This window comes from Pseudomonas shahriarae (assembly GCF_014268455.2).
Taxonomy (GTDB): domain Bacteria; phylum Pseudomonadota; class Gammaproteobacteria; order Pseudomonadales; family Pseudomonadaceae; genus Aquipseudomonas; species Aquipseudomonas shahriarae.
This window is the reverse complement of the sequence record NZ_CP077085.1, coordinates 1,375,706-1,401,830: the sequence shown is the minus strand read 5'-3', so window position 1 is coordinate 1,401,830 and position 26,125 is coordinate 1,375,706. Positions and strand designations below refer to the sequence as shown.

Here is a 26,125-nt window from a genome sequence, read left to right as displayed (position 1 = left end):
CTACAGGCCAGTGATCAGATGCACCACCCCGCCCGCCAGCACCATCACCGCCGTGATACCCGCCGCCTTCAGCGCCGCCTCGTCCACTAGCGCCGGGTCCTGTAGCTGCACGCGGGTCCGCGTCAACGCCACCCGCTGCTGCGTCTTGAGATTCGCCGCCCCGCCCAATGCACTCAGCACCGCCGGCGCCAACATGCCGTCAGCCTTCGGCTCGGCAACCGCCGTTTCCGCCACCAGGTCCGGGGTCAGGGCTTTCCAGAACGCCTGCTGCAATTTCTCGAACATATTCAGTTCTCCACAACCAATGAGGTTTCGACGGTCGCTGCGTGGTACAGGCTCAGAGCCTCGCGCACCTGGGCGGCCTCTTCCAGGTTCAACACCTGGTGGGCGATCAGTTGGCAGTCCGCCAGGTCCAGGTCACGCACGGTGGCCTTGATACTCGGGATCAACGGTACGCTGACAGACAACTCGTCCACCCCCAGCCCGATCAACATCGGCACCGCCAGTGTTTCGGACGCCAGCGCGCCACACACACCCACCCACTTGCCATGGGCATGGGCGGCCTTGACCGTGGTGGCGATCAGGCGCAGCACCGCCGGGTGAAAGCTGTCGGCCTGGCTGGCCAGGCGCGGGTGGTCGCGGTCCATGGCCAGGGTGTATTGGGTCAGGTCATTGGTGCCGATCGAGAAAAAGTCCACATGGGGCGCAAACACATCCGCCATCAATGCCGCCGACGGCACCTCAATCATGATCCCCAGCTTCGGCAGCTCGGCAAGCCCCAGGGCCAGCGCTTCCTCTTCGAGGATCTGCCGGGCCTGATGCAGCTCCGACAACAGGCTGACCATCGGCAACATGATATGCAGCCGCGCCAGGCCCGCGCTGGCAAGGATTGCGCGGAACTGCTCGCGCAGCAGTTGCGGGCGCTCCAGGCACAGGCGAATGCCGCGCAGGCCAAGAAAGGGGTTGGTCTCGCTGTCCATCGGCACATAGGCCAAGGGTTTGTCACCGCCCACATCCAGCGTGCGTACCACCAGATTGCGCTCGGTGCCCAAGACACCGGCAATGGCGCTGTAGGTCTGGGCCTGTTCCTGCGGGCTCGGCGCGCGGTTGCGGTCCAGGTAGAGAAACTCCGAGCGCAACAGCCCGACCCCCTCGGCCCCCAGGACCAGGGCTTGCTGCACCTCCTGCAGCGAAGCGACGTTGGCGGTCACCTCAATATGATGACCATCGCGAGTGATGGCGGCCAAGGCGGCCTGCTGCAGATCGCGCTGGTGGCGCACAACCTGCTGCTCGCGCGCAGCCCGCAGCGTCTCGATCACCGCCAGGTCCGGGTCGAGGTGCAGTTCGCCTTTGTCGGCGTCCAGCAACACGGGCTTGCCATCGGGCAACGCCAGGACCTGGGCCGACACACCGCACATCGCCGGCAAGCCCAGGGCGCGAGCAAGAATGGCGACGTGGCTGGTGGCCCCTCCGGCCACGGTGATAAACCCCAGCACCTTGCCCGGATCGAGGCTGGCGGTTTGCGAGGGGGTCAATTGCTCGGCAATCAGGATGGCCTGCTCCGGCAACTCCCAGGCGCCGTCTTGAACCCCGAGGATCAGCTTGAGCACGCGCTGGCCAACATCCGCCATGTCGGCGGCGCGTTCGGCCAGCAGGGGGCTGCCTGATTGCTCGAACAGCCCGGCGGTAGCGAGTGTGGCGCTGTTCCAGGCAAACGCGGCGCTCTTGCCTTCGGCGAGCAGGGCGTGGGCTTGTTCAAGCAGGGTCGGGTCTTCGAGCAATTCCTGATGGGCACGGAAAATCTCTACCTGGGCACTGCCGCCGGGCTTGTCCTGCAACGCCTGCAGCGCCTGGGTTGCAGCGCACAAGCCACGTTCCAGGGCGGCCCGTTCCAGCGCCTCGCCAGCCCCCTCTTCAGGCACATTCAGCTGCGGCTCGGCCACCTGCACTACTTGGCCAAACGCCGAACCGGGCGACGCACAGACGCCGCGCAACACGCTCGCCGACGACAGCGGCGCGACCGGTTTAACCTCCTCGGCCAGCACCGCTACGGTTTCGCCACAGCCCTCCAGCAACAGCGCGACCAGCGCCTGGATCGCCGCCTCGGCGTCCTGCCCCGCGGCGCTGACTTGCAAGGTATCGCCCTGCACCGTCTGCAACGCCATGATCGCCACCAGGGACTTGGCGTTGGCGCTCTGGGTTTGCTTGTGCAGGCAGATGCTCGCATTGAAGCCCTTGGCCGCCTGGGCCAGCACCGCCGCCGGGCGGGCATGCAGGCCGTTGGCATTGGGCAACGTGAGGGGTTTGGAAAACAGTGCGTCGCCCTCCTCTTCCTCGTCGTTGGCCGCACGGATTACCGGGGTCACCCGCAGCAACGGTTGCCCGGCGGCGACGAGTCCGGTGTCCGTCGCCAGCAGCACAAATGGCTCGCCGCTGACCACCAGCATCAGGGTCAGCAGGCTGCGAGCATTGAGCGCGATAAAGTCGGCATCAAACTCGATCAACGGCTGACCCGCCTCGACCCGCTGGCCTTCCTCGACCAGCCGGGTGAAGCCCTTGCCCGCCAGGTTCACGGTATCCAGGCCGATATGCATCAGCACCTGCACGCCGTAGTCGTCGGTGACGCTGACCGCATGCCCACTGTCCTGGACATTGCTGATCACCCCGGCCAGCGGCGCGCAGAGGGTCTGCGAGGTGGGGTCGATACACACGCCATCGCCGATCAGGCGACTGGAGAACACCGGATCCGGCACCTGGTCCAGGGGCAACAGCACACCCGCCAGGGGCGCCAGCAGTTCCAGGGGTTGAGTTGTGGTCATGACATCACCTGCTGTTTGGTTCTGTAAAAATCATCGGCCGAGTACAAATCCCGGGGTGAAATGGGCCCCAGTGGGAGCTGGCTTGCCTGCGATTGCATCAATACGGTTGCACTGGAACACCGAGCCGCCGGTATCGCGGGCAAGCCCGGCTCCCACATAAAGCCGGTGTTTATTTCCACCAGTATTCGACCTGCACACCGAAGTTGGAGCCATGCCGCGCGGTGCCATAGGAGCCGGTGTCGGACAACGCCGAACCCGCCGCCAGTTCGTTGGCCGCACGCTTGGCCGCTTCGTTCCAGGTGGCATAGGTGTAGTACAAACGCACCTCCGGCCGCGCCCAGAAATCCGGGCCTTTGGGCGACCAGGTCGGGGCGAAGGTGAATTTGCTGAGTTTGCGCGTGCCGCCGCTGGCGTCGACCTGATCATGTCCCAGTTCGGTGACCAGCTTGAACTGCTCGCTGATGGCATACGCCGGGCGCACACCGATGGACATCCAGGTCTGGTCCTGGCTGCCGGGGCGCACGTCTTTCTGGTACACCGCCTCGACCTGGCCGCCAAAACGCGGGGTCACTTGCCAGTCGAAAAACTCCACCGCGCGGTAGCTTTTGCTGCTGCGCTCCAGTGCCGTGTTGCCGGTGTAGCCAAGGCCAGTGCCCGGCCCTTCGCCGTACTGCAGGGCGAACTTGTTCTTGCCTCCGAGGAACGCGGCCTGCACATGCTGCGCAGTGAGGGCCCAGCCGCTGTGGGTGTCGCGCCCGCCCGCCTGTTCGATATAGCTCAGGCCCAGCTCCAGCTCGCCGCCGGGGTTGGTCTTGAAGCCTGCGACGTTGAAGTCGTGACGGGTGGCGTATTCCTTCTGGTACAGGTTGTCCTTGCGCGACAGGGCGTAGCTGTATTTCAGATCGCCGATCAGCACGTCCTCGATGCCGCCGCCGGTGGCGCTCTGGTTCCAGTAGTAGAAGTCGGAAATATGGATGTCATTACGTTTGTAGTAGCGCCGGCCGGCCCACAATGAGCCGCCATTGAGGCTGGGCATATTCGACCACTGCGCATACATCTGCGGCATGCGCGCCGAGCCGTTGTTTTCGCCCTGGAACTTCAGCTCGCGGTCGTACTTGTTGTACAGCGAGGCCATGGCATCCACGCTCAGCACCGAGCCGTCACCCAGGGTGAACAGGTCCTGGCGCAACTCCAGCTCGGCATATTGTTCGCATTCGTTGCCCAGGCGGTATTTGGATTGGGCGCCCGGCAGTTGGAAACATTGCTGCGGGCCGCTGCCGGTCGAGGTGCCGGCGCCGCTGCGCAGGTAGCCGGCAAATTCCAGGGCATGCGCCGCCAGGGGCAGGGTCAGACAGGATGCAACGAGGCCCAGCTTTATTGTTGTTTTCATGAAGCGCTCCATTATTTTTTCTTATTTTTTCCCTGTCGGAGCCGGCAAGCCGGCGCCTGAAAAGGGGATGTTTCAGTCGGTCAGGTGCAGCACAAAAGACTCGTAAGGACGCAAGATGACCGTGTCCGTGGGCACCGGGCAGTCGGGGTAGTTGCTGATCAGCAGGCGTTGCTCACTCGCCGCGCTGATCAGGTTGTTGGGCAACTGGATTTCGCAGGGCTGGCCATAGAAGTTGTTCAGCACCAACAGGCGCTCGCCATGGCCTTCACGCAGGTACGCCCAGACCTTGTCGTGGTCTTGCAGCAGTTGGCGGTAGACGCCTTCTTGAATCAGCGGCTCAAGGCGCCGCAAGGCGATCAGCGCGCGGTAGTGATGCAGCACCGAATCCGGGTCATCCAGCTGGCTCTGGACATTGATCTGCGCCGCATTGGCCGGGATGCCGATCCACGGTTCAGCGCGGCTGAAGCCGGCATTGGCCTGGCTGCTATCCCACTGCATCGGCGTGCGGCCGTTATCGCGGGATTTCTGCATGATCGCGGCCATGCTCGAGGCCTCGGACTCACCGGCATCGCGCTTGAGGCGGTAGATGTTGAGGGTCTCGACATCACGGTACTGCTCGATGCTGTCGAAGCCCGGATTGGTCATGCCCAGCTCTTCGCCCTGGTACACAAACGGCGTGCCCTGGAGGAAGTGCAGGGCCGTGGCGAGCATCTTGGCTGAGACCACGCGGTGCTCGCCGTCATCGCCAAAGCGCGAGACCACCCGCGGCTGATCATGGTTGCACCAGAACAACGCGTTCCAGCCGCCCCCGGCCTGCATGCCCAGTTGCCAGTCGGAGAAAATCCGTTTGAGTTGCTGGAAGTCGAAGTCGGCGCGCACCCACTTTTGCAGGTTGGGGTAATCGACTTTCAGGTGATGAAAGTTGAAGGTCATCGACAGCTCTTTCGACTCTGGTCGCGAGTAGCGAATGCAGTGTTCGAGGCTGGTGGAGGACATCTCGCCAACGTTGATCAGCGCGTGGCCCTCGAACACTTCGCGGTGCATTTCCTGCAGGTAGGCATGCACGTTCGGCCCATCGGTGTAGAAGCGCCGGCCGTCGCTGTTGTCTTCGGGGAAATCCGCCGGCTTGGAGATCAGGTTGATCACGTCCAGACGGAAGCCGCCCACGCCCTTGTCACGCCAGAAGCGCATGAGCTTGTAGACTTCGGCGCGCACCTTGGGGTTGTCCCAATTGAGGTCGGCCTGGGTGTGGTCGAACAGGTGCAGGAAGTACTGGCCGGTCTGCGCCTCGTATTCCCAGGCCGAGCCGCCGAACTTGGATTCCCAGTTATTGGGCTGGTCGCGCCAGATGTAGAAGTCGCGGTACGGGTTGTCGAGGCTGCTGCGCGCCTGCTGGAACCACTCGTGCTCGATGGAGGTGTGGTTGACCACGATATCGAGCATCAGCTTGATGCCGCGCTTGGCCGCTTCGCTGATCAGCAGGTCGCAGTCGGCCATGGTCCCGTAGCTGGGGTCGATGGCGTAGTAGTCGCTGATGTCATAGCCATTGTCGCGCTGGGGCGAGCGCAGGAACGGGGTGATCCACAGGCAATCGACGCCCAGCCACTGGAGGTAGTCGAGTTTGTCCACGATGCCCAGCAGGTCACCGGTGGCGTTACCCGCATGGCTGTGGAAGCTTTTGGGGTAGATCTGGTAGATCACCGAGTGTTGCCAGTCTTGCATGGTGGGCTCCTTCAGTAGAGTGGTGTGCTGGTCTTGCGGGCCTCATCGCGGGCAAGCCCGGCTCCCACAGGGGAACGCATTCCAGATGTGGGAGCTGGCTTGCCTGCGATGGCGATCTATCAGGCGACGCGATAACCCGGCCGAACAATTTTCATGCTCAACCCACAGGTCAGAACAAACGGCACGACAATCGCGATGACCATGCCGATCACAAACATCGCGATGGATTGCGGCACGATCGAAATAAATCCGGGCAGGCCGCCCACGCCGATGGCCGAGGCCTGCACCTTGTTCAGCGAGAGGAAAATGCTGCCCAGGGCCGAGCCCAGCAGGGCGGCATAGAACGGGAACTTGAAGCGCAGGTTCACCCCAAACATCGCCGGCTCAGTGATGCCGAAGTAAGCGGAAATCGCCGAGGTCGAGGCCATGCTTTTATCCCGCGCATTGCGGCTCATGTAGAACACCCCGAGGGCCGCGCTGCCCTGGGCCAGGTTGGACATGACAATCATCGGCCAGATAAACGTGCCGCCCTGGGTCGAGATCAGCTGCAGGTCCACGGCAAGGAACATGTGGTGCATGCCGGTAATCACCAGCGGCGCATACAGCAGGCCGAAAATCGCCCCGCCCACCATTGGCGCCAGGTCAAACAGAGTGACCACGCCTTCGGTGATCAGGATGCCGAGGTGCCGGGTCACCGGGCCGATGATTGCCAGGGCCAGCACGCCGGTGACGACGATGGTGGTGATCGGCACGACGAGCAATTGGATGGCATTCGGCACCCGCGCCCGCAGCCATTTTTCAATCACGCTCATGACGTAGGCGGCCATCAGGATCGGCAGGATCTGGCCTTGATAGCCGACCTTCTCGATCTGGAACCAGCCCAGAATATCGAAGTACGGCAAGCTCTGGCCGTCGAGCCCGGCCACCGCCTTGCCGTAGTTCCAGGCGTTGAGCAAGTCCGGGTGGACCAGCATCAGGCCGAGCACGATGCCGAGGATTTCACTGCCGCCAAAGCGCTTGGCCGCCGACCAGCCCACCAGCGCCGGGAGGAACACAAACGAGGTGTTGGCCATCAGGTTGATCAGGCTCCACAGGCCATCCAGGTTCGGATAAGCCTCGAGCAAGGTCTGGCCCTCAATGAACATGCCCTTGGCGCCCATCAGGTTGTTGATGCCCATCAGCAGGCCGGCAATGATCAGCGCCGGCAGGATCGGCATGAACACATCGGAGAACACCCGCACCAGGCGCTGCATGGCGTTGGTCTTGTCGGCGCCCTTCTTCTTCACATCGGCAATGGTGGCGGCGGCCAGGCCAGTCTGCTCGCGCAAGGCGGCGTAGACCTTTTCGACTTCGCCGGGGCCGATGACGATCTGGAACAGACCGCCGGTGAAGAACGAGCCCTTGACCAGGTCGACCTGGTTCAACGCACTGCCGTTGACCAGGCTCGGGTCCTTGAGGGCCAGGCGCAGGCGCGTCACGCAGTGGGCCGCCTGCTCAAGGTTATCGCTGCCCCCGAGGTTCTGGAGAATCTCGCGGGCGATGTTGGAATAGTCGTGGCTCATGCTTGTTCTTCCACTTTAGATTCTTGTTATTGGCAGCATGCCGAGGGCAAAAGTACTCGTACAGACGAGTTAAAGCAACAACTCGTCTGTACGAGTTACAAAAATAGTCGCCCACCGCTTTCCAAGGGGCCAATGGACAAAGCCCGCCTCTGCCACTAAGGTTCCTGCCTTGAAAGCAAACGCGGCACAGAGCCCTCTCCATGAGTAAATACAACCAGATCTACACCGATCTGCTTGCCAGCATCACCACCGAACGCCTGCAACGCGGCACGCGCCTGCCCTCCGAAACCGAATTGATGGACACCTACCAGGCCAGCCGTGGCACCGTGCGCCGGGCCATCGAGCAATTGCAGGAGCGTGGGTTCGCGCAAAAAATCCATGGCAAGGGCACCTTCGTGCTGTCGCCCAACCCGATTGAGTTTCAACTGGGCGGCATCGTCAGCTTCCACGAAACCCACGCCGACCTGGGCGATGATGTACGCACCGAAGTGGTCGAGTTCACCCAACTCCCGCTGGAAGGCTCGCTGCTGCAACATATCGAGGCCGAGGCCGGCACCCTGATTACCCGCATCAAACGGGTGCGGCGCATCGGCGGCAAACGGGTGATCCTCGACATCAACCACTTCGTCGCCGAGTTGATCCCCGGATTGGACCAGGCGATTGCCGAGCAGTCGATCTACGCCTTCATCGAACAGACCCTGCATCTGCAGATCAGCTACGCCCAGCGCACCATCGAAGCCCTGCCCCGCAGCAAGGACGACCAGGCGCACCTGGACCTCGACGGCCAGAGCCATGTGATTGTGGTGAGCAACCAGACATTTTTGCAGGACGGGCGGCAGTTCGAATACACCGAGTCGCGGCATACGCTGGATAAGTTTTACTTCTCGGATATTGCACGGCGCTAAAGCAGGAAAAAGGAAAAGCCCTGTGAATATTCCAAACAAATGGCGTGAACAGTTCCCCCATGCGCTGATCGAGCAGCAGGCCATCGGCGAGTCGCGGGCTGACGTCTTCCGGCTACGCAGGGACAACGGCACGGACCTGTTCCTGAAGGCCGAGCCCCTCGTAGAACACGCCGAGCTTGCCGATGAAATCGAGCGCCTTCACTGGCTGCAACAGCAGGGCCTGCCGGCGCCGGTGGTGCTGGATGAGGTGCAGGAAAACCTTCACCACTGGCTGCTGATGAGCGCCATCCCGGGACAGGACCTGGCCAGTAGCAGTGACCTTTCTGCCGCGCAGATCATCGACATCCTGGCCAACGCCCTGCGTACATTGCACCAGATCCCCGTGGCGCAATGCCCCTTCGATCACACCCTGGAACTGCGCATCACCGTCGCCCAGGCACATATCAACGCCGGGCTGATTGATGTAACGGACTTCGACGATGAGCGATTGGGACGTAGCGCCACCGATGTGTTCGCCGAACTCCTGTCGACACGGCCCACCACCCATGACTTGGTGGTAACCCACGGCGACGCCTGCCTGCCGAACTTCATGGCAGCGGACGGTCACTTCAGTGGTTTTATCGACTGCGGCCGCCTGGGGGTCAGTGACCGTTATCAAGATCTGGCCCTGGCGGCCCGCAGTGTCGAGCGCAACTTGGGGCAGGAATGGGTCAGGCCGTTCTTTGAGAGGTATGGTGTGGAACCTGATGAGCAGCGAATGGCTTTTTACTGCCTGTTGGATGAGTTTTTCTAGTTACTCCTGAGCAGCCCTCGACACTACCTCGACAAGCTCGCTGATACGACGCATACGATATCCGAGCCAAACCATGAGGAAGAACGCCATGCTCACGAAGAGCCTGTTGCTGAGTTTTTGCGCTGTGTTATTGATTGGCTGCACAGGCAGGGGCTTTCAACCTCCGCCGCCGGAATTTACCAATTGGAAGAAGAACGGAGTGTCTGAAGAAGGCGTCAAGAGTGCTATGACCGCCTGCGGCTATACCAACCTGACAGGGACAGGGGACAGGACGCCGATTGACCAGGTGCTCACGCAGTTTTATTGCATGAAAGACGCCGGCTTCAAGCGCACAGATAACATCGACCTGTGCAAGGAAGGCCGCATCGGCGAATCACCGGTGTGCGAAGGCCGCCGGTAACCCATTACCAAAAGCCCGCAATTAAGCGGGCTTCAGGGTACTTTTTGCTAGAGGGTGCCGGTCAGTGCCGGACGCCTGATCATTCCCACTCAATCGTCGCCGGCGGCTTGCTCGACACGTCATACGTCACGCGCGAGATACCTTCGATTTCATTGATGATACGGCCGCTGACAGTCTCCAGCAGTTCGTACGGCAGGTGTGCCCAGCGGGCGGTCATGAAGTCGATGGTTTCTACGGCACGCAGGGCCACGACCCAGGCGTAGCGACGGCCATCGCCGACCACCCCAACCGATTTCACCGGCTGGAACACGACGAAGGCCTGGCTGACTTTGTGGTACCAGTCGGCCTTGCGCAGTTCTTCGATGAAGATGTGGTCGGCACGACGCAGCAGGTCGGCGTATTCCTTTTTCACTTCACCGAGGATGCGCACGCCCAGGCCCGGGCCTGGGAATGGGTGGCGGTAGACCATGTCGTACGGCAGGCCCAGTTCCAGGCCCAGACGGCGGACTTCGTCCTTGAACAGTTCGCGCAGCGGTTCTACCAGCTTGAGGTTCATTTCCTCAGGCAGGCCACCCACGTTGTGGTGGGACTTGATCACGTGGGCCTTGCCGCTCTTGGCGCCGGCCGACTCGATCACGTCGGGGTAGATGGTGCCCTGGGCGAGGTACTTGATGTTGTCCAGTTTGTTGGACTGGGCATCGAAGACGTCGATGAAAGTGCGGCCGATGATCTTGCGCTTCTTCTCTGGGTCGGACTCGCCGGCCAGGTTGTTGAGGAACTGATCTTCGGCGTTGGCACGGATCACCTTGACGCCCATGTTCTCGGCGAACATGGCCATCACTTGCTCGCCTTCGTGCAGGCGCAGCAGGCCGTTGTCGACGAATACGCAAGTCAGTTGGTCGCCGATGGCCTTGTGCAGCAGCGCAGCAACCACGGAGGAGTCAACGCCGCCGGACAGGCCGAGCAGGACGTTATCAGTACCGACCTGGGCACGCACGTTGGCGATGGCGTCTTCAGCGATCTTCGACGGGGTCCACAGGGCTTCGCACTGGCAGATGTCGAGGATGAAGCGCGACAGGATGCGGCCGCCCTGCTTGGTGTGGGTCACTTCCGGGTGGAACTGCACGCCGTAGTAGCCGCGCTCGTCGTTGAACATGCCGGCAATCGGGCAGCTCGGCGTGCTGGCCAGGATGTGGAAGTCTTCCGGCATCTTGGTGACCTTGTCACCGTGGCTCATCCAGACGTCGAGGCCGAACAGGCCGTCGGCGTCGATGTGGTCTTCGATGCCGTCCAGCAGGCGGCTCTTGCCGACCACGTCGACACGGGCGTAACCGAATTCACGCAGTTCGGAACCTTCAACCTTGCCGCCCAGTTGCTCGGCCATGGTCTGCATGCCGTAGCAGATACCGAAGACCGGCACGCCCAGGTCAAACACCGCTTGCGGGCAACGCGGGCTGTTGGCTTCGTGCACGGACTCGGGGCCACCGGCCAGGATGACACCTTTAGGGGCGAATTCGCGGATCGCTTCGTCATCCATGTCGAACGGGTGCAGTTCGCAGTACACACCGATTTCACGCACGCGGCGGGCGATCAGTTGGGTGTACTGGGAACCGAAGTCGAGGATCAGGATGCGGTGGGCGTGAATGTCGAGGGCCATGAAGTCAGTCTCGTCTAATGAATCAGAAACAACTCGGGGCTGAAAGAACAGCCCCGGTTACTTAACGTTTTGCTGGAAGCCTCAACCTACGCGGTAGTTTGGCGCTTCCTTGGTGATCTGCACGTCGTGGACATGGGATTCAGCCATGCCGGCGCCGGTGATCCGTACGAACTCTGGCTTGGTGCGCATTTCTTCGATGTCGGCGCTGCCGGTGTAGCCCATCGAGGAACGCAGGCCGCCCATCAGCTGATGGATGATGGCGCTCAGGGTGCCCTTGTACGGCACACGGCCTTCGATGCCTTCCGGTACGAGCTTCTCGGCGCCTGCCGAGGAGTCCTGGAAGTAACGATCGGAGGAACCTTGCGCCTGGGACATGGCGCCCAGCGAACCCATGCCACGGTAAGCCTTGTAGGAACGGCCCTGGAACAGTTCGATCTCGCCTGGTGCTTCTTCGGTACCGGCGAACATCGAGCCCATCATCACGCAGGAGGCACCGGCTACGATGGCCTTGGACAGGTCACCGGAGAAACGGATGCCGCCGTCGGCGATCAACGGTACGCCAGTGCCTTCAAGGGCAGCGGCAACATTGGCGATGGCGCTGATTTGCGGCACGCCCACACCGGCGACGATCCGCGTGGTGCAGATCGAGCCAGGGCCGATACCGACCTTGACCGCGTCAGCGCCCGCTTCGGCCAGGGCCTTGGCCGCTGCGCCGGTGGCGATGTTGCCGCCGATCACCTGTACGTCAGGGAAGTTCTGCTTGACCCAGCGCACGCGGTCGATCACGCCTTTGGAGTGACCGTGGGCGGTGTCGACCACCACCACGTCAACCCCGGCAGCGACCAGGGCCGCAACGCGGTCGCCGGTGTCTTTACCAGTACCAACGGCGGCGCCAACGCGCAGACGACCTTGGTCATCCTTGCTGGCCAGCGGGTAAGCCTTGGCTTTTTCGATGTCGTTGACGGTCATCATGCCTTTGAGGGCGAATTTGTCGTCGACGATCAGCACGCGCTCGATGCGGTGCTTGTGCAGCAGTTCACGCACATCGTTCTTGTCGGCGCCTTCCTTGACCGTGACGAGGCGCTCTTTAGGCGTCATCACTTCACGGACGGTGACTTCAAGACGATTTTCGAAGCGCACGTCACGGGAAGTGACGATGCCGACCAGGTCGCCATCATGCAGCACGGGAACACCGGAGATGTTGTGCAGGCGGGTCAGGTCGAACAGGTCGCGTACGGTGGCGTCGGCTTCGATGGTGATTGGATCTTTCACCACACCGGCTTCGTAACGCTTGACCTTGCGCACTTCGGCAGCTTGCTGCTCGATGGTCATGTTCTTGTGGATGATGCCGATGCCGCCTTCCTGAGCCATGGCGATTGCCAAACGGGCTTCAGTGACGGTGTCCATGGCAGCGGAAACCAGGGGAATATTCAGCTCGATGCCACGGGTTAGGCGGGTCTTGAGACTGACTTCGTTAGGAAGCACCTCGGAATAACCGGGCACTAAGAGAATGTCGTCGAATGTCAGAGCTTCTTGGCTGATACGCAGCATCGCGGGGGCTCCCGAGCGGGAAAATGGAAGCGCGTCATTATACTCAGACACCTCTCGGGCCTCAACGTAAAACTCTGACAAACTTGGTAATACTGATAGATGGGGAATTTCCAGGCCCTGATCGTTCCCAGGCGGAGCGTGGGAATGATCGGGGCGCTCCTAGAGTTCGACTTTGACCCAGCTGATTTTCTGATCGAGCCAGTCGGCAAACTCGTCGATAAAGCTCTGCTTGAAGCCCGCTTCCGCCCAGTTGTTGAAGATGAAGCCCAGGTTGGAGAAACCGCATTCCTGCAGGAACAGAAACCCGTTGATGTCATCTTCATGCCCACACAACGGGCAGGTGAAGTTGTCGGTGTGGCCGGGCATCCAGTCTTCCAGGCTGTCGAACAGCGCCTCGCCGACTTCTTTAAGGCATTCCGGGCAGCCGGCTTCTTCGAGAAAGCCCTTGGCCGGGGTGTAGATGCAGCGTTTGTAGATGATTTCCAGGCCATTGACCGGCTCGTTGAACGGCAGCGCCTCGGGGTGCAGCACCACGGCGCGGGCACCGTCGGCCAGGGCGTAGCCCATGCGGTTGCCGGTGCGCCCGCAGGTGGTCAGTTCTTCCTTGATGATGTTCTTGCGCACCAGCCAGCGCACGATGGCCCGGGCGCGGGGTTCGTGGACGGGCAAGGTGGAGATTTTCGGGACAAGGATGCTTTGGGAATTCATGGGAGTCCTGCGGTGTGGCGTCTGACGCCATCGCGGGCAAGCCGCTCCCACACTCGATTGCATTTCAATGTGGGAGCGGGCTCGCCCGCGATGAGGCCCTAGAGCCCGGCAGCTTAATCCCTGACACCCACAGGTCAAGTACTCAAATACCGCCCAATCAAGGCAATGCCACTGGCCAGCACCAACCATGTCACCAAGCGCACAAACGCCTCACGGGACATGCGCAGGGTCAATCGCCGCCCCGCCCACAGCCCCAGGGCCATCGCCGGCAACAGGCACACCGCCAACATCAGCAACGGCAACTCGGCATACACCCCGGCGATCAAAAACAGACTCAGGCGCACCACCGTGCTCGCGCTGATCAGCGCGCTTTGGGTCGCCCGCGCGCCGTCCTTGGGCAGGCGGCTGTTCAGATAGATCGCATATAAAAAGCCGCCACTGCCAAACAACGCACCAAACAATCCGCCCACCACGCCCATGGGGACCGACCAGCCGGCAGCCAGGGCCGTGGGCTTGGCCCTTACCGCCAGGCTGTAGATGGCATAGGTGCTGATAAACAGGCCCATCAACAGCAGCAGCAGGTCGGAGTGCAGGTTGAGCAAGAAGATCACGCCGAGGGTGCAGCCAATCGCCATGCACGGCAGTAACCGCAACAGCTCCGGCTTGACCACATCCCGCCGCGATTGCAGTAGGTTGCCAAAGGCCGCGACGAAATCCAGCAGCACCAGCAGCGGGATGATCTGCGACAGCGGCATAAACATAATCAGGATCGGCCCGGCCACCAGCGCCGTGCCGAAGCCGGCGATGCCAAACACGATGTAGGCCAGGGCAATCCCCAGGCCGATTACCAACCAGTCCAGCGCCCCGAACGACCACTGCCCCATCAATTCAACCAGGCTCATGCAATATTCCTTGTCAGCGATGGCCCTCACTTTAGCCAAGCGGATGGGTTGCGACTAATATCTTCCAAGCCCTCCACCTATCTCGAAAAGGCATGACTCGTGATTTCCACCCGGCAACTGCGTTACTTCGTCGAAATCGCCGAGAGCGGCAGCTTCAGCGCCGCCGCCGAGCGCCTGTTTGTCGCGCAATCGGCCCTTAGCCGGCAGATCAAGGAGCTGGAAATTATCCTGCAAACCCCGCTGTTCGAGCGCACCGCCCGCCAACCCAGACTGACCGCCGCCGGCGAGGCGTTTTATCCACGGGCGCGCAACCTGCTGGGCGAGTTGCACAAGGCCAGTGAACTGGCGACCCAGGTCGGCCACGGCCAGCTCGGCACCCTGCGCCTGAGCCACTCCAGCACAGTGCCGATGAGTGGGCGGGTACTGCGCGGGATCAGCACCTGGCTGGAACAGTGCCCAGGGGTGTCGATGGATATCGTCAAACTGTCCTCCGAAGCGCAGTTGGAAGACATTGCCGATGGTCGCCTGGAGGTCGGCCTGCTGCGCCTGCCGGTACTGCGTCAGCGCGAAGGGGTGCGCATCGTGTCTTTATATAAGGAGCCACTGTTGCTGGCCGTGCCGCCGGCGCACCCTTTGGCCCGGCACACATCGGCCATTGAACTGGCACAGCTGAAAGACGAAGCGTTTATCTCGATCCCCCACCCGCAACGCGGAGGTCTGAGTTATCTGTCGGCCGAATTGTGCATGCGTGCCGGATTTTTCCCCAAGGCCGCACGGGTGATGTCACGCAAGACCACCCAGTTGCAACTGATCCAGGCCGGGTTTGGCATCGCCCTGCTGCCCGAGTCGATGCGCGATATTGCCCCAGCCAATATTCACTTCCTGCCCCTGGCCGACCCCGATTGCCACAGCACCGTGGCCCTGGCCTGCGCGCAGGCGCCGAGCGCGTTGGTGGCGCAGTTCTGTCAAACCTTGGGCGAATGCCTATAAACTGCCGCCCATGACTAAAGATCTCTTCCCATGATTAAAGACCCGTTTGCCCGCCTGGGCCTGGACCGCGAAGTCCTGACTGTCAGCCAGCTCAACGGCCGCGCGCGGGTGTTGCTGGAAGACGTGTTCACCAATATCTGGGTCGAAGGCGAGATCTCCAACCTCGCCCGCCCCGCCTCCGGCCATGTGTACTTCACCCTCAAGGACAGCGGCGCACAGGTGCGTTGTGCACTGTTTCGCAACAATGCCGCACGGGTGCGTCAGGCGCTGAAGGATGGCCTGGCGGTCAAGGTGCGGGGCAAGGTCTCGCTGTTCGAGGGCCGTGGCGACTATCAGTTGATCCTCGACACCGTGGAACCGGCCGGTGATGGCGCGTTGCGCCTGGCCTTCGATGCCTTGAAGGAAAAGCTCAGCGCCGAAGGCTTGTTCAGTGCCGAGCGCAAGGTGGCGCTACCGGCCCATCCACGCCGCATCGGGATTATCAGCTCGCCCACGGGCGCGGTGATTCGCGACATCATCAGCGTGTTCGGCCGCCGTGCACCGAACGTGCAACTGACCCTGATCCCCACCGCCGTGCAAGGCCGCGAAGCCGTGGCGCAGATTGTCCGCGCCCTCAAGCTGGCGGATGCCCGTGGCTTCGACGCGCTGATCCTGGCCCGTGGCGGCGGCTCCCTGGAAGACCTCTGGTGCTTCAACGAAGAAGCCGTGGCGCGGGCCATTGATGCCTGTGTCACGCCCATCGTCAGTGCGGTCGGCCATGAGACCGATGTGTCCATCAGTGACTTCGTGGCCGATGTGCGTGCGCCTACGCCGTCGGCGGCGGCTGAGTTGCTGGCGCCGGATGCGAGCAATCTGGTGCGCCAGGTCGAAAGCCTGCACCGGCGCCTGGTGATGCTGATGCGCAATCGCCTGACCCACGACCGCCTGCGCCTGGAAGGCATGGCCCGCCGCCTGCGTCACCCCGGTGAGCGCCTGCGCCAGCAGGCCCAGCGCCTGGATGACCTGGATATGCGCCTGCGCCGCGCGTTCGAGCGCAGCCTCAACACCCGCCGCGAACGCCTGATCCGCCTGGAAACGCGCCTGGCCGGCCAGCATCCGGGGCGGCAACTGGCCCTGCTGCGCCAGCGCCTGGACAGCCTCGCCGAGCGCCTGCCCCGGGCCATGCGCGAAGGGCTCAAGGCCCGTCGTCTGCAACTGCAAAGCCAGGTGCAGACGTTGCAGGTGGTCAGCCCGCTGGCGACCCTGGGCCGTGGCTACAGCATCCTGCTGGACGAGCGCGGCCAGGCGATTCGCAATGCCGCGCAAACCCACACCGGCCAACGCCTGACCGCGCGCCTCGGTGAAGGCCAATTGCAAGTGCGGGTGGAAGATAACCACCTGACACCCGTCACCCTTTCATTACTGGATTGATTGATGCCTCGTCTATTTAGCCTGCTGATGCTGCTGTGCCTCGCCTTCAATGCCCACGCCGACAGCTACATCACCCGCACCCTGAACAAGCCGGTACCCGGCGGTGTGGCCGTGGTCGACCTGGGCCCCGCCGCCGCCGCACCGAAAGCCACCTACCAGGGCAAACCGGTGCTGGTGGTCAAGGAACAGGACAACTGGCTGGCGATTGTCGGCATCCCATTGACGGTAAAGCCCGGTAACGAGCGCATCAGCAGCGGTGGGCGCACCCTGCCGTTTATCGTCGGTTTCAAGAAGTACCCGGAACAGCGCATCACCCTGAAGAACAAAAGCCAGGTCAACCCCGCTCCGGCGCAGCTCAAGCGCATCGAAGGCGAACTGGCCGTGCAACTCAAGGCTTACCGCAGCTTCAGCCCGAACCTGCCAAGCAACCTGGTGTTGGACAAACCAGTGAACGGCCCGCTGTCGAGCAAGTTCGGCGTGCGTCGCTTCTTCAACGGTGAAGAACGCAACCCGCACTCGGGCCTGGACTTCGCGGTGCCTGCCGGCACGCCGATCAAGACCCCGGCCAATGGCAAGGTGATTCTGGTGGGCAATTATTTCTTCAACGGCAATACGGTGTTTGTCGACCATGGCCAGGGCTTTATCAGCATGTTCTGCCATATGTCGAAGATTGACGTGAAGGTGGGCCAGCAATTGGTGCGTGGAACGGTGGTGGGCAAGGTCGGGGCGACGGGCCGGGCGACCGGGCCGCATATGCACTGGAATATCAGCTTGAATGATGCGCGGGTCGATCCGGCGATCTTTATTGGGGCGTTCCAGCCTTGATGTGATCGCTGGGCATACGGGCGTTATCGCGGTGCAACGATTCAACGTGCCCGCGATGACGCCAGCTCAATTCCACTGATTGCGCATCCTTAAACCCTCACGCAAACAAAACAAAGCCTTGAGCGTTTCTCAACCATAAAATCTCGTTTCCCACAGAAATAGCAGAACTTCTCTCAATTTTTTTCGACTGCTTGCCATCTTTCACCCCGACGGTTAGGGTTGAGCTTATGAAAACCTCTCACACCCTCATTCAGCTCCGCCAGCACCGCAGCCTGTGCCTCGTCAGCGCACGACTGCCAGGCTGAATCGATCTGCCTCGTCCCCGGTTTGCATCCCTAATAAACGCTTTCTGGCAGGCCGCCTCTTCTCGGCCCTACAACAAGGATTCTTCTGATGAGCATGCTCAAAGACCCGTCTTCGAAATACCGCGCATTCCCGACCATTGATATCCCGGACCGCACCTGGCCGTCGAAGACCATCACCACCGCGCCGATCTGGTGCAGCTCCGACTTGCGCGACGGCAACCAGTCGCTGATCGAACCGATGGATGCGGTGAAAAAACTGCGCTTCTGGAAAACCCTGGTCGCGGTGGGCGTAAAGGAAATCGAAGCCTCGTTCCCGGCCGCTTCGCAGACCGACTTTGACTTCGTGCGCACCCTGATCGAAGACAACCACATCCCCGAGGACACCACCATCCAGGTGCTGACCCAGGGCCGTGAAGACTTGATCGCCCGCACCTTCGAATCCCTGCGCGGCGCCAAGAAAGCCATCGTGCACTTGTACAACGCCACCTCGCCGTCCTTCCGCCGTATTGTGTTCAACCAGGACAAGGACGGGATCAAGGCCATCGCGGTCGACGCGGCCAAGCTGTTCGTCAAGTACGCCGCCCAGCAGCCGGAAACCCAGTGGACCTTCGAATACTCCCCGGAGACCTTCAGCGCTACTGAACTGGAATTCGCCAAGGAAGTGTGTGACGCGGTGATCGAGGTGTGGAACCCGACGCCTGAGCACAAGATGATCCTCAACCTGCCGGCCACTGTGGAATGCGCCACGCCGAATATCTATGCCGACCAGATCGAGTGGTTTGGTCGCCATATCAACCGTCGTGACAGCGTGATCATCAGCCTGCACACCCATAACGACCGTGGCACCGGTGTCGCGGCTACCGAGTTGGGCCTGATGGCTGGCGCCGACCGTGTTGAAGGCTGCCTGTTCGGCAACGGCGAGCGTACCGGTAACGTTGACCTGGTCACTGTGGCGTTGAACCTCTACACCCAGGGTGTGGACCCTGAGCTGGACTTCTCCGACATCGACGGCGTGCGCAAAGTGGTCGAGGAATGCAACCAGATCCCGGTGCACCCACGTCACCCATATGTCGGCGACCTGGTCCACACCGCATTCTCCGGCTCCCACCAGGACGCGATCCGCAAGGGCTTCGCCCAGCAGAAACCGGATACCTTGTGGGAAGTGCCGTACCTGCCAATCGACCCGGCCGACATTGGCCGCAGCTACGAGGCGGTGATCCGCGTCAACAGCCAGTCGGGCAAAGGCGGCATCGCCTACCTGCTGGAGCAGGAATACGGCATCAGCTTGCCACGCCGCATGCAGATCGAGTTCAGCCAGGTGGTACAGGCCGAAACCGACCGTGTGGGCCTGGAAATGACCGCCGCGCAGATCCACGCGTTGTTGCAGCGTGAATACCTGCAAGCCAACACCCCGTACGCGTTGGTCAGCCATCGCCTGCAGGAAGAAAACGGCAACAGCTCGGTAGAAGTCGAAGTCTCCGGCAAGGGCCAGGGCGAAACCAACCTGCGCTGGCACGGCAAGGGCAATGGCGCACTGGAAGCACTGGTGGCCGGCCTGCCGATTGGGGTCGAGATCATGGACTACAACGAACATGCGATCGGCGCGGGGACCAATGCCAAGGCCGCGGCTTACATCGAGCTGCGCGTGAACGGCGAACGCCCGGTGCATGGCGTGGGGATTGATGAAAACATCACCACCGCCAGCTTCAAGGCGGTGTTCAGCGCCCTGAACCGCTCGTTGAGCCAGCTGGAAGCGAAAGCAGCGTAACTGACCGCTGAAAAGCCAAAGGCCCCTGGATGCAAATCCAGGGGCCTTTTTAGTTTGGGGTTGTGGTGGTGGCCTCATCGCGGCATAGGTATCTACACAACTTTTTTTTCTAGTGCTTATTGGGTTTGTGTACATATCCGTTGCTGCGGTCATGGCCACTTAGGGTTCCGCCCTGACGGCCAGCGTGGTTTAACGGGGCGCCTAAGATCAAAAGCCAGATCAAAAGCAGAACAACAGCAACAGCAACAGCAAAGCCGGGGCGCGAAGCTGCATTCCCCCTTGTGGGAGCTGGCTTGCCTGCGAAGGCGGTGTATCAGCCAATACATTTATCGACTGATACACCGCCTTCGCAGGCAAGCCAGCTCCCACAGGTATATGCGTACATCTCGACGATCAGGTCGGCTGTCAGGCCGCCTCGCTTTGCTTTTGATCTTAGGCGCCCCGTTAAACCACGCTGGCCGTCATCCGATATTGATTTTGGGGGTAACCCGGCAGGACGCCGGGTTAGCCGCGCTGGGCCATGGATGGCCCATCGCGGCGGCCCCCCAAATCAATGTCGGATGACGGGCACACCGAGCCTGGGCGAGGTGCCGAGTGGTGGGGCAAGAGCCCTTTTGGTTACTTTTGGCTGGGCCGGCACTCCGGGCTCTTTTCCAAAAGTGACCCGCCGTAAGGGCGGAACCAATAGCCGCCGTGACCGAAGCAACGGATATGTACACAAACCTAAGAATCACTAAAAAAATCTGTAGATACCTATGCTCATCGCGGGCAAGCCCGCTCCCACATTTGGAATGCATTCCCCTGTGGGAGCGGGCTTGCCCGCGATAGCTATCCCACTGACAACAGGCCCCTGTCAGACAAACTGAAAACTATCGGCATCCAGATTTGCCGGAAACCGCGTGCGATAGTCCGCCAATTGCGCCGCCTCCAGGCACACCTGGAACACCCCGTCCGCCTCCCCTGCGCTCAGCAGGCTTTCGCCCTGAAAGTCCAGGACCTGGCTGTCGCCGGTGTAGGCAAAGCCCTTGCCATCCGTACCCACTCGGTTCACCGCCGCCACATAACACAGGTTTTCGATGGCCCGAGCCGGCAACAGGCGGTTCCAGTGCTGGCGCCGTGCACCCGGCCAGTTGGCGGTATACAGCAGCAGGTCAGTGTCCTGGGCATCACGGCTCCACACCGGGAAGCGCAGGTCATAGCAGATCAGCGGGCGAACCCGCCAACCCTTGAGTTCGAATTGCACCTGGCGCTCGCCGGGGGTGTAGTGATTGTGTTCACCGGCCATGCGAAACAGGTGGCGCTTGTCGTAGTGCAACACTTCGCCATCGGGCCGCGCCCACAACAGGCGGTTGCGGTGGCTGCCGTCAGCGGCCTGGATGATCACGCTGCCGGTAATCACCGCGTTGTACTTCCGCGCCTGGGTCTTGAGCCATTCATGGGTCGGGCCGTTTTCGGCTTCGGCCAGCAATTGGGACTCCATGGAAAAGCCGGTGGTGAACATTTCCGGCAGCACGATCAGGTCGGCGCCCCTGGCCTGCTCCAGCAGCAGCTCGAAATGCTCCAGGTTGGCCTGGCGGTCATGCCAGGCCAGGGTGGTCTGCACCAGTGCAATGTTCAGGTCGGGTAAAGCACTCAGATCACGCATAGTTTCTCGGCTGCTTGACGCAGCGTCTCCTCGCGTTTGGCAAAGCACAGGCGCACCAGGCGCTGGCCTTGGGGTGGGGTCCGATAGAACACCGAGACCGGAATTGTCGCCACGCCATGCTCGCGAGTCATCCACAGCGACATGGCCACGTCATCCAGGTCCGGGCGAATCTGTGAGTAATCCACCAGTTGAAAGTAAGTACCGGCTACCCGCGTAAAACTGAAACGCGAGGGGGCCAGCAGATCGCAGAACAGGTCACGTTTGGCCTGGTAGAAAGCGGGCAGTTCCTCGACATGCTCCGGGTGTTCGGCCATAAAGTCGGCCAGGGCATACTGCAATGGCGTAACACCGCAGAAACTGACGTATTGATGCACCTTGCGCAGCTCCGCACTCAAGGCCGCTGGCGCCACCACGTAGCCGGTCTTCCAGCCGGTGACGTGGTAGGTCTTGCCAAAGGAGCTGACCACGAACGCGCGCTGATACAGCTCTTCGTGGGCCAGGACGCTGACGTGGGGTACGCCATCGAATACCAGGTGCTCGTAGACCTCATCGCTGACCAGATAGATATCGCGATCGCGGATCAGCTCGGCCAATTGGTCGAGCTCGGCGCGAGTGATCAGGGCACCACTGGGATTGTGCGGGGTGTTGAGGATGATCATGCGTGTACGCGGGGTCAGCGCGGCCTTGATCTGTTCGAAATCCAGGCTGAAATCCGCCAGCCCCAGTTGCACATGCACGCAACGCCCTCCAGCCAGCTCCACCGAAGGCTCGTAGCTGTCGTAGCACGGGTCAAAGACAATCACCTCGTCACCGCTGCGGATCACTGCCTGGATCGCACAGAAGATTGCCTGGGTGGCGCCGGGGGTGATGGTCACTTCGCTGTCGGGATTGACCGACACGCCGTAGCTGCGAGCGATCTTGGCTGCCACTTGCTGGCGCAGGGCCGGCAGGCCGGTCATCGGCGCGTATTGGTTATGACCACTGGCAACGTGTTTGCCCACCGCGTCGAGCAAGGCCTGGGGACCATTGAAATCAGGAAAACCCTGGGACAGGTTCAACGCGCCGGTTTCGACAGCGAGTTGCGACATGGTGGTGAAAATGGTGGTGCCGACATTCGGCAACTTGCTGGTGATCATGCGGTGGGCCCCTGGCGGTGAGTTACAAGTTGTAAGCTGCATGCGCCGAGGGGTCAATCGTGAGGCACAAAAAAGGGCTCATTCAGAGCCCTTTTTGGGTAACGCCTAACGTCTGTAGGAATTGGCTTGCCTGGGATGGCGCTGGGTCAGTCAGCAGGTTGGTGTCTGATCTATCGCTATCGCGGGCAAGCCCACTCCCACACAAGCCCACTCCACTGTCAGCGGCGGTCTTTACGCTTTTTGTCAGCCTTTTTGTTGTGGCTCATCAAGCGACGTTTCTTGTTCACTTGGCGGTCAGTCAGGCTGTTCTTGTTACCTTCGTACGGGTTCTCGCCACCTTTGAACTCGATGCGGATCGGTGTGCCGACCAGCTTCAAGACACGGCGGTAAGTGTTTTCCAGGTAACGCACGTAGGACTTGGGCACCTTCTCGATCTGGTTACCGTGGATCACGATAATCGGCGGGTTGGCACCACCCAAGTGGGCGTAACGCAGCTTGATCCGGCGGTTGTTGACCATCGGTGGCGCGTGTTCGCCCACCGCGTCTTCAAGGATCTGGGTCAGGCGATTGGTCGGCCAGCGGGTGACCGCCGACTTGAACGAGTTCTGTACCGAAGCGTAGAGGTTGCCCACGCCAGTACCGTGCAGCGCCGAGATAAAGTGGATATCGGCGAAGTCGACGAAGAACAACCGGCGCTGCAGCTCGACCTTGACGAAGTCACGCTCGCTTGGGGTCATGCCGTCCCATTTGTTGATCGCGATCACCAATGCCCGACCAGCCTCCAGGGCAAAGCCCAGCAGGTTGAGGTCGTGGTCGACCACGCCTTCGCGGGCGTCCATCACGAAGATCACCACGTTGGCGTCTTTGATCGCCTGCAGGGTTTTGACCACCGAAAACTTTTCAACTTCCTCGTGGATCTTGCCGCGCTTGCGCACACCGGCGGTGTCGATCAGCGTGTACTTCTCGTCGTTCCGCTCGAACGGGATGTAGATGCTGTCGCGGGTGGTGCCGGGCTGGTCGTAGACGATTACCCGGTCTTCACCGAGCATGCGGTTGACCAGGGTCGACTTGCCCACGTTGGGGCGGCCGATGATAGCGATCTTGATCCCGTCTTTTTCACTCGGGCCAGGAATGCGCTTGGCTTCCTCACCTTCAGCGACGATCTCTTCTTCGCCTTCAACTTCTTCGGCGTCATCCTTGGGGAAGTCGCGCAGGGCGATTTCCAGCATCTGGGTGATACCGCGACCGTGGGCACCGGCGACAGGAATCGCGTCACCCAGGCCCATCGGGCTGAATTCGGCACGGGCCGCTTCAGGATCGATGTTGTCGATCTTGTTGGCGATCAAATAGGAGCGCTTGTTACGTTTGCGCAAGTGCTCGCCGATCATCTGGTCGGCGGCGGTGTAGCCCGCACGGGCGTCCACCAGGAACAACACGACATCGGCTTCTTCAATGGCCAGCAGCGACTGCTCGGCCATCTTTTCGTCCATGCCATGCTCGTCACCGGAGATACCACCGGTGTCGACAATAATATAGGAGCGCCCTTGCCACTTTGCCTCACCGTATTGGCGATCACGGGTCAGACCGGACAAGTCGCCGACGATGGCGTCACGAGTCCTGGTCAGGCGGTTGAACAAGGTGGACTTGCCGACGTTAGGTCGGCCCACCAGGGCGATTACGGGAACCATGCGGCTCTCCACTGCGTTATTTCAGAAAATACAAAAGCCGCTGCAAGGCAGCGGCTGGTGCTCGGGGCAACACCCGAAGGTGTCGCATGCCCTGCCGAAGCAGGGCCGCCTGGGGGTTACCCCAAGCATAGTTCTTACTTGATGGTCAGGGCTTCCAGCTTGCCGCTGTTACCAAACACATAAAGCATGTTGCCTACTACCAGCGGACGCGCACGCAGGCCGTCGCTGTCGATACGTTCACGGCCGACAAAGCGACCATCTACCTGGCTCAGCAGGTGCAGGTAACCTTCCAGGTCGCCTACCGCTACATAGCTGGAGAACACTTCCGGAGCCGACAGTTGACGGCGAGCCAGCGAGTCATTGCTCCACAGGGCTGTGGTGGAACGCTCATCGACGCTTTCAACGGTGCCCGATGCCAGGCTCACGTAGACGCTGCCAAAACCTTGGGCGACACCGGCGTAGCTGGAGGCATCACGCTGCCAGAGGACGCGGCCGCTTTGCAGGTCCAGCGCCGCGACACGGCCCTGGTAAGTGGCGACGTACAGGGTTTCACCCGAAAGCAGCAAGCCGCCGTCGATGTCCACCACACGGTCCAGCTCGGAACGACCTTGCGGAATGGCGACCCGCGATTCCCAGGCTGGCACGCCGTTCTGGGTATCCAGGGCGACCACTTTACCGGTCGAAAGACCTGCCAGCGCCAGGTTATTGGTCACAACCGGACCACTGGTACCGCGCAACGTCAACACCGCAGGGGTGCTGTCGTACAGCCAGCGCTGCTCGCCGGTGTTGGCGTCAAGACCGATGACACGGTCATCCTGGGTCTGCACCACGACGATATCGCCGTTGGTGGCAGGCGGTGCGAGGACTTCACTGGTCACGCGAGCGCGCCATTTCTCTTCACCGGTGCTCGAATCCAGGGCCACGACTTCGCCTTTCAGCGTGCCGATCATCACCATGCCGTAACCCACGCCGACGGCGCCGGAAACAGGCAACTCGAGGTCTTTCTTCCACTTGACGTCGCCGTTCATGCGATCCATGGAGATCACCACGCCGGTCACGTCAGCGGCCACAATGTTGTCACCGTCGATTGCCGGTACCAACATGTTGTAGGTGTCGCCCTGGCCGTCACCGATAGAGCGGCTCCACTGCTTTTGCAGGACCACTTCTTCCTTGAAGCTGGTCAGCTCGGCCGGAGGCAGTTCTTTTTTGCTGTTGCTGCTGCAACCCGCGGCCAAAACGGCCAGAGCCAGCAATGCTGCATGTTTCCAACGGATCACGTCACGCATCCCCTTTGGCCAAGTCGTCCAGCTTGATTTGTAAGCCACCGACCGCTGCTTCATCAGACAGCGCAGCCTTGGCTTTTTGGTACGCAGCATTGGCTTCGTCGGTACGACCCAATTGGACCAGCAGGTCGCCCTTGAGCTCTTCGCGAGTGGCTACAAATGCCTTGTCAGCATCGCCGTCGAGCAGTTTCAGTGCTTCGTCGGCCTTGTTTTGTGCGGCCAGGACCTGGGCCAGGCGCTGACGTGCGATTTCACCCAGGGTCGGGTTGCTCGGCTTGTCGGCGATGGCTTTGAGCTCGGAGGCTGCATCATCCAGCTTGCCGGTATCGACCGCGACTTTCGCGACGAACAGGCTACCGTATTGGGCGTAGGTGCTACCGCCAAATTCGTTTTTCAGCTTGCCGGCCAGGTCCGCCACTTGGGCAGGATCAGGCTTGCCGGTAGGCGTCAGCGTGGTTTCCAGCAATTGCTGATAGAGCATCGAGGCGCCTTGCGACTGATTGCCCTGATACTTCTGGAACGCCTGCCAACCGAACACCACCACCAGCGCCAGCAGGCCGCCAGTTACCAGGGGTTTGCCGTTACGCTGCCACCAGTCTTTGAACTCGGCCAGCTGATCATCTTCAGTACTCGACACCCCAATACTCCTTAATCGCTAAATTCGGC

At 61.3% G+C, this 26,125-nt stretch carries 21 protein-coding genes; 7 read left to right on the top strand and 14 right to left on the bottom strand.

What is annotated here, in order from left to right:
- From HU773_RS06235 to treP, 5 genes are all read right to left on the bottom strand, one after another.
- The gene (locus HU773_RS06235; protein WP_128593878.1) at nt 1-285 is read right to left on the bottom strand and encodes a PTS sugar transporter subunit IIB; all 285 of its coding nucleotides are present in this window, start codon (nt 283-285) and stop codon (nt 1-3) included.
- Nucleotides 286-287: 2 nt separating this feature from the next.
- Nucleotides 288-2,819, bottom strand: coding sequence for a phosphoenolpyruvate--protein phosphotransferase (gene ptsP, locus HU773_RS06230; RefSeq protein ID WP_186626238.1), 2,532 nt, complete (start codon nt 2,817-2,819; stop codon nt 288-290).
- 169 nt (nt 2,820-2,988) lie between these two features.
- Nucleotides 2,989-4,209 (bottom strand): maltoporin, encoded by a 1,221-nt coding sequence (locus HU773_RS06225; protein WP_128593881.1) that lies wholly within the window; start codon nt 4,207-4,209, stop codon nt 2,989-2,991.
- A gap of 72 nt (nt 4,210-4,281) precedes the next feature.
- The gene (treC, locus tag HU773_RS06220; protein WP_186626239.1) at nt 4,282-5,931 is read right to left on the bottom strand and encodes an alpha,alpha-phosphotrehalase; all 1,650 of its coding nucleotides are present in this window, start codon (nt 5,929-5,931) and stop codon (nt 4,282-4,284) included.
- Between the two features lie 119 nt (nt 5,932-6,050).
- On the bottom strand, nt 6,051-7,493 hold the full coding sequence (gene treP / locus HU773_RS06215) for a PTS system trehalose-specific EIIBC component (RefSeq protein ID WP_057437971.1): 1,443 nt from the start codon (nt 7,491-7,493) through the stop codon (nt 6,051-6,053).
- 200 nt (nt 7,494-7,693) lie between these two features.
- On the opposite strand from treP, the gene treR reads away from it, so the two are divergent.
- The 3 genes from treR (at nt 7,694) to HU773_RS06200 (ending at nt 9,591) form a co-directional block, all read left to right on the top strand.
- Nucleotides 7,694-8,398, top strand: coding sequence for a trehalose operon repressor (treR, locus tag HU773_RS06210; protein WP_186626240.1), 705 nt, complete (start codon nt 7,694-7,696; stop codon nt 8,396-8,398).
- Nucleotides 8,399-8,420: 22 nt separating this feature from the next.
- Nucleotides 8,421-9,191 carry an APH(3')-II family aminoglycoside O-phosphotransferase gene (locus HU773_RS06205; RefSeq protein WP_169990401.1) on the top strand — a complete coding sequence of 257 codons (771 nt, stop codon included), beginning with the start codon at nt 8,421-8,423 and terminating at the stop codon, nt 9,189-9,191.
- A gap of 88 nt (nt 9,192-9,279) precedes the next feature.
- A complete protein-coding gene (locus HU773_RS06200; RefSeq protein ID WP_057960560.1) occupies nt 9,280-9,591 on the top strand; it encodes a hypothetical protein in 312 nt (103 codons plus the stop codon).
- A gap of 79 nt (nt 9,592-9,670) precedes the next feature.
- Here HU773_RS06200 and guaA read toward each other — a convergent pair whose 3' ends face one another.
- The 4 genes from guaA to HU773_RS06180 form a co-directional block, all read right to left on the bottom strand.
- On the bottom strand, nt 9,671-11,248 hold the full coding sequence (gene guaA, locus HU773_RS06195; protein WP_017134673.1) for a glutamine-hydrolyzing GMP synthase: 1,578 nt from the start codon (nt 11,246-11,248) through the stop codon (nt 9,671-9,673).
- Nucleotides 11,249-11,329: 81 nt separating this feature from the next.
- Nucleotides 11,330-12,799 carry an IMP dehydrogenase gene (gene guaB / locus HU773_RS06190; protein WP_003209646.1) on the bottom strand — a complete coding sequence of 490 codons (1,470 nt, stop codon included), beginning with the start codon at nt 12,797-12,799 and terminating at the stop codon, nt 11,330-11,332.
- A gap of 159 nt (nt 12,800-12,958) precedes the next feature.
- Nucleotides 12,959-13,507 (bottom strand): hypothetical protein, encoded by a 549-nt coding sequence (locus HU773_RS06185; RefSeq protein ID WP_057437964.1) that lies wholly within the window; start codon nt 13,505-13,507, stop codon nt 12,959-12,961.
- Between the two features lie 134 nt (nt 13,508-13,641).
- Nucleotides 13,642-14,409 (bottom strand): sulfite exporter TauE/SafE family protein, encoded by a 768-nt coding sequence (locus tag HU773_RS06180; RefSeq protein ID WP_120731745.1) that lies wholly within the window; start codon nt 14,407-14,409, stop codon nt 13,642-13,644.
- Nucleotides 14,410-14,508: 99 nt separating this feature from the next.
- Here HU773_RS06180 and HU773_RS06175 point away from each other — a divergent pair, with 99 nt between their 5' ends.
- The 4 genes from HU773_RS06175 to leuA all read left to right on the top strand — a co-directional run bounded on the left by HU773_RS06175 (nt 14,509) and on the right by leuA (nt 19,707).
- The gene (locus tag HU773_RS06175; protein ID WP_186626241.1) at nt 14,509-15,399 is read left to right on the top strand and encodes a LysR family transcriptional regulator; all 891 of its coding nucleotides are present in this window, start codon (nt 14,509-14,511) and stop codon (nt 15,397-15,399) included.
- A 30-nt stretch (nt 15,400-15,429) separates the two neighbouring features.
- Nucleotides 15,430-16,809 (top strand): exodeoxyribonuclease VII large subunit, encoded by a 1,380-nt coding sequence (gene xseA, locus HU773_RS06170; protein ID WP_186626242.1) that lies wholly within the window; start codon nt 15,430-15,432, stop codon nt 16,807-16,809.
- Nucleotides 16,810-16,812: 3 nt separating this feature from the next.
- Nucleotides 16,813-17,634, top strand: coding sequence for a M23 family metallopeptidase (locus HU773_RS06165; protein WP_128593883.1), 822 nt, complete (start codon nt 16,813-16,815; stop codon nt 17,632-17,634).
- Between the two features lie 393 nt (nt 17,635-18,027).
- Nucleotides 18,028-19,707 (top strand): 2-isopropylmalate synthase, encoded by a 1,680-nt coding sequence (gene leuA, locus HU773_RS06160; protein ID WP_057960565.1) that lies wholly within the window; start codon nt 18,028-18,030, stop codon nt 19,705-19,707.
- Between the two features lie 853 nt (nt 19,708-20,560).
- Here leuA and HU773_RS06155 read toward each other — a convergent pair.
- From HU773_RS06155 to HU773_RS06135, 5 genes are all read right to left on the bottom strand, one after another.
- Nucleotides 20,561-21,352 (bottom strand): amidohydrolase, encoded by a 792-nt coding sequence (locus HU773_RS06155; RefSeq protein WP_057438035.1) that lies wholly within the window; start codon nt 21,350-21,352, stop codon nt 20,561-20,563.
- Nucleotides 21,340-22,488: a pyridoxal phosphate-dependent aminotransferase gene (locus HU773_RS06150; protein WP_120731741.1), complete on the bottom strand. Its 1,149-nt coding sequence runs from the start codon at nt 22,486-22,488 to the stop codon at nt 21,340-21,342. Before HU773_RS06150 ends, HU773_RS06155 begins: the two co-directional genes overlap by 13 nt.
- A gap of 218 nt (nt 22,489-22,706) precedes the next feature.
- Nucleotides 22,707-24,176, bottom strand: coding sequence for a ribosome biogenesis GTPase Der (gene der, locus HU773_RS06145; protein ID WP_057437955.1), 1,470 nt, complete (start codon nt 24,174-24,176; stop codon nt 22,707-22,709).
- A gap of 134 nt (nt 24,177-24,310) precedes the next feature.
- Nucleotides 24,311-25,462: an outer membrane protein assembly factor BamB gene (gene bamB / locus HU773_RS06140; RefSeq protein ID WP_057437953.1), complete on the bottom strand. Its 1,152-nt coding sequence runs from the start codon at nt 25,460-25,462 to the stop codon at nt 24,311-24,313.
- The gene (locus HU773_RS06135; RefSeq protein WP_057437951.1) at nt 25,455-26,096 is read right to left on the bottom strand and encodes a YfgM family protein; all 642 of its coding nucleotides are present in this window, start codon (nt 26,094-26,096) and stop codon (nt 25,455-25,457) included. Before HU773_RS06135 ends, bamB begins: the two co-directional genes overlap by 8 nt.
- Nucleotides 26,097-26,125: the final 29 nt, after the last annotated feature.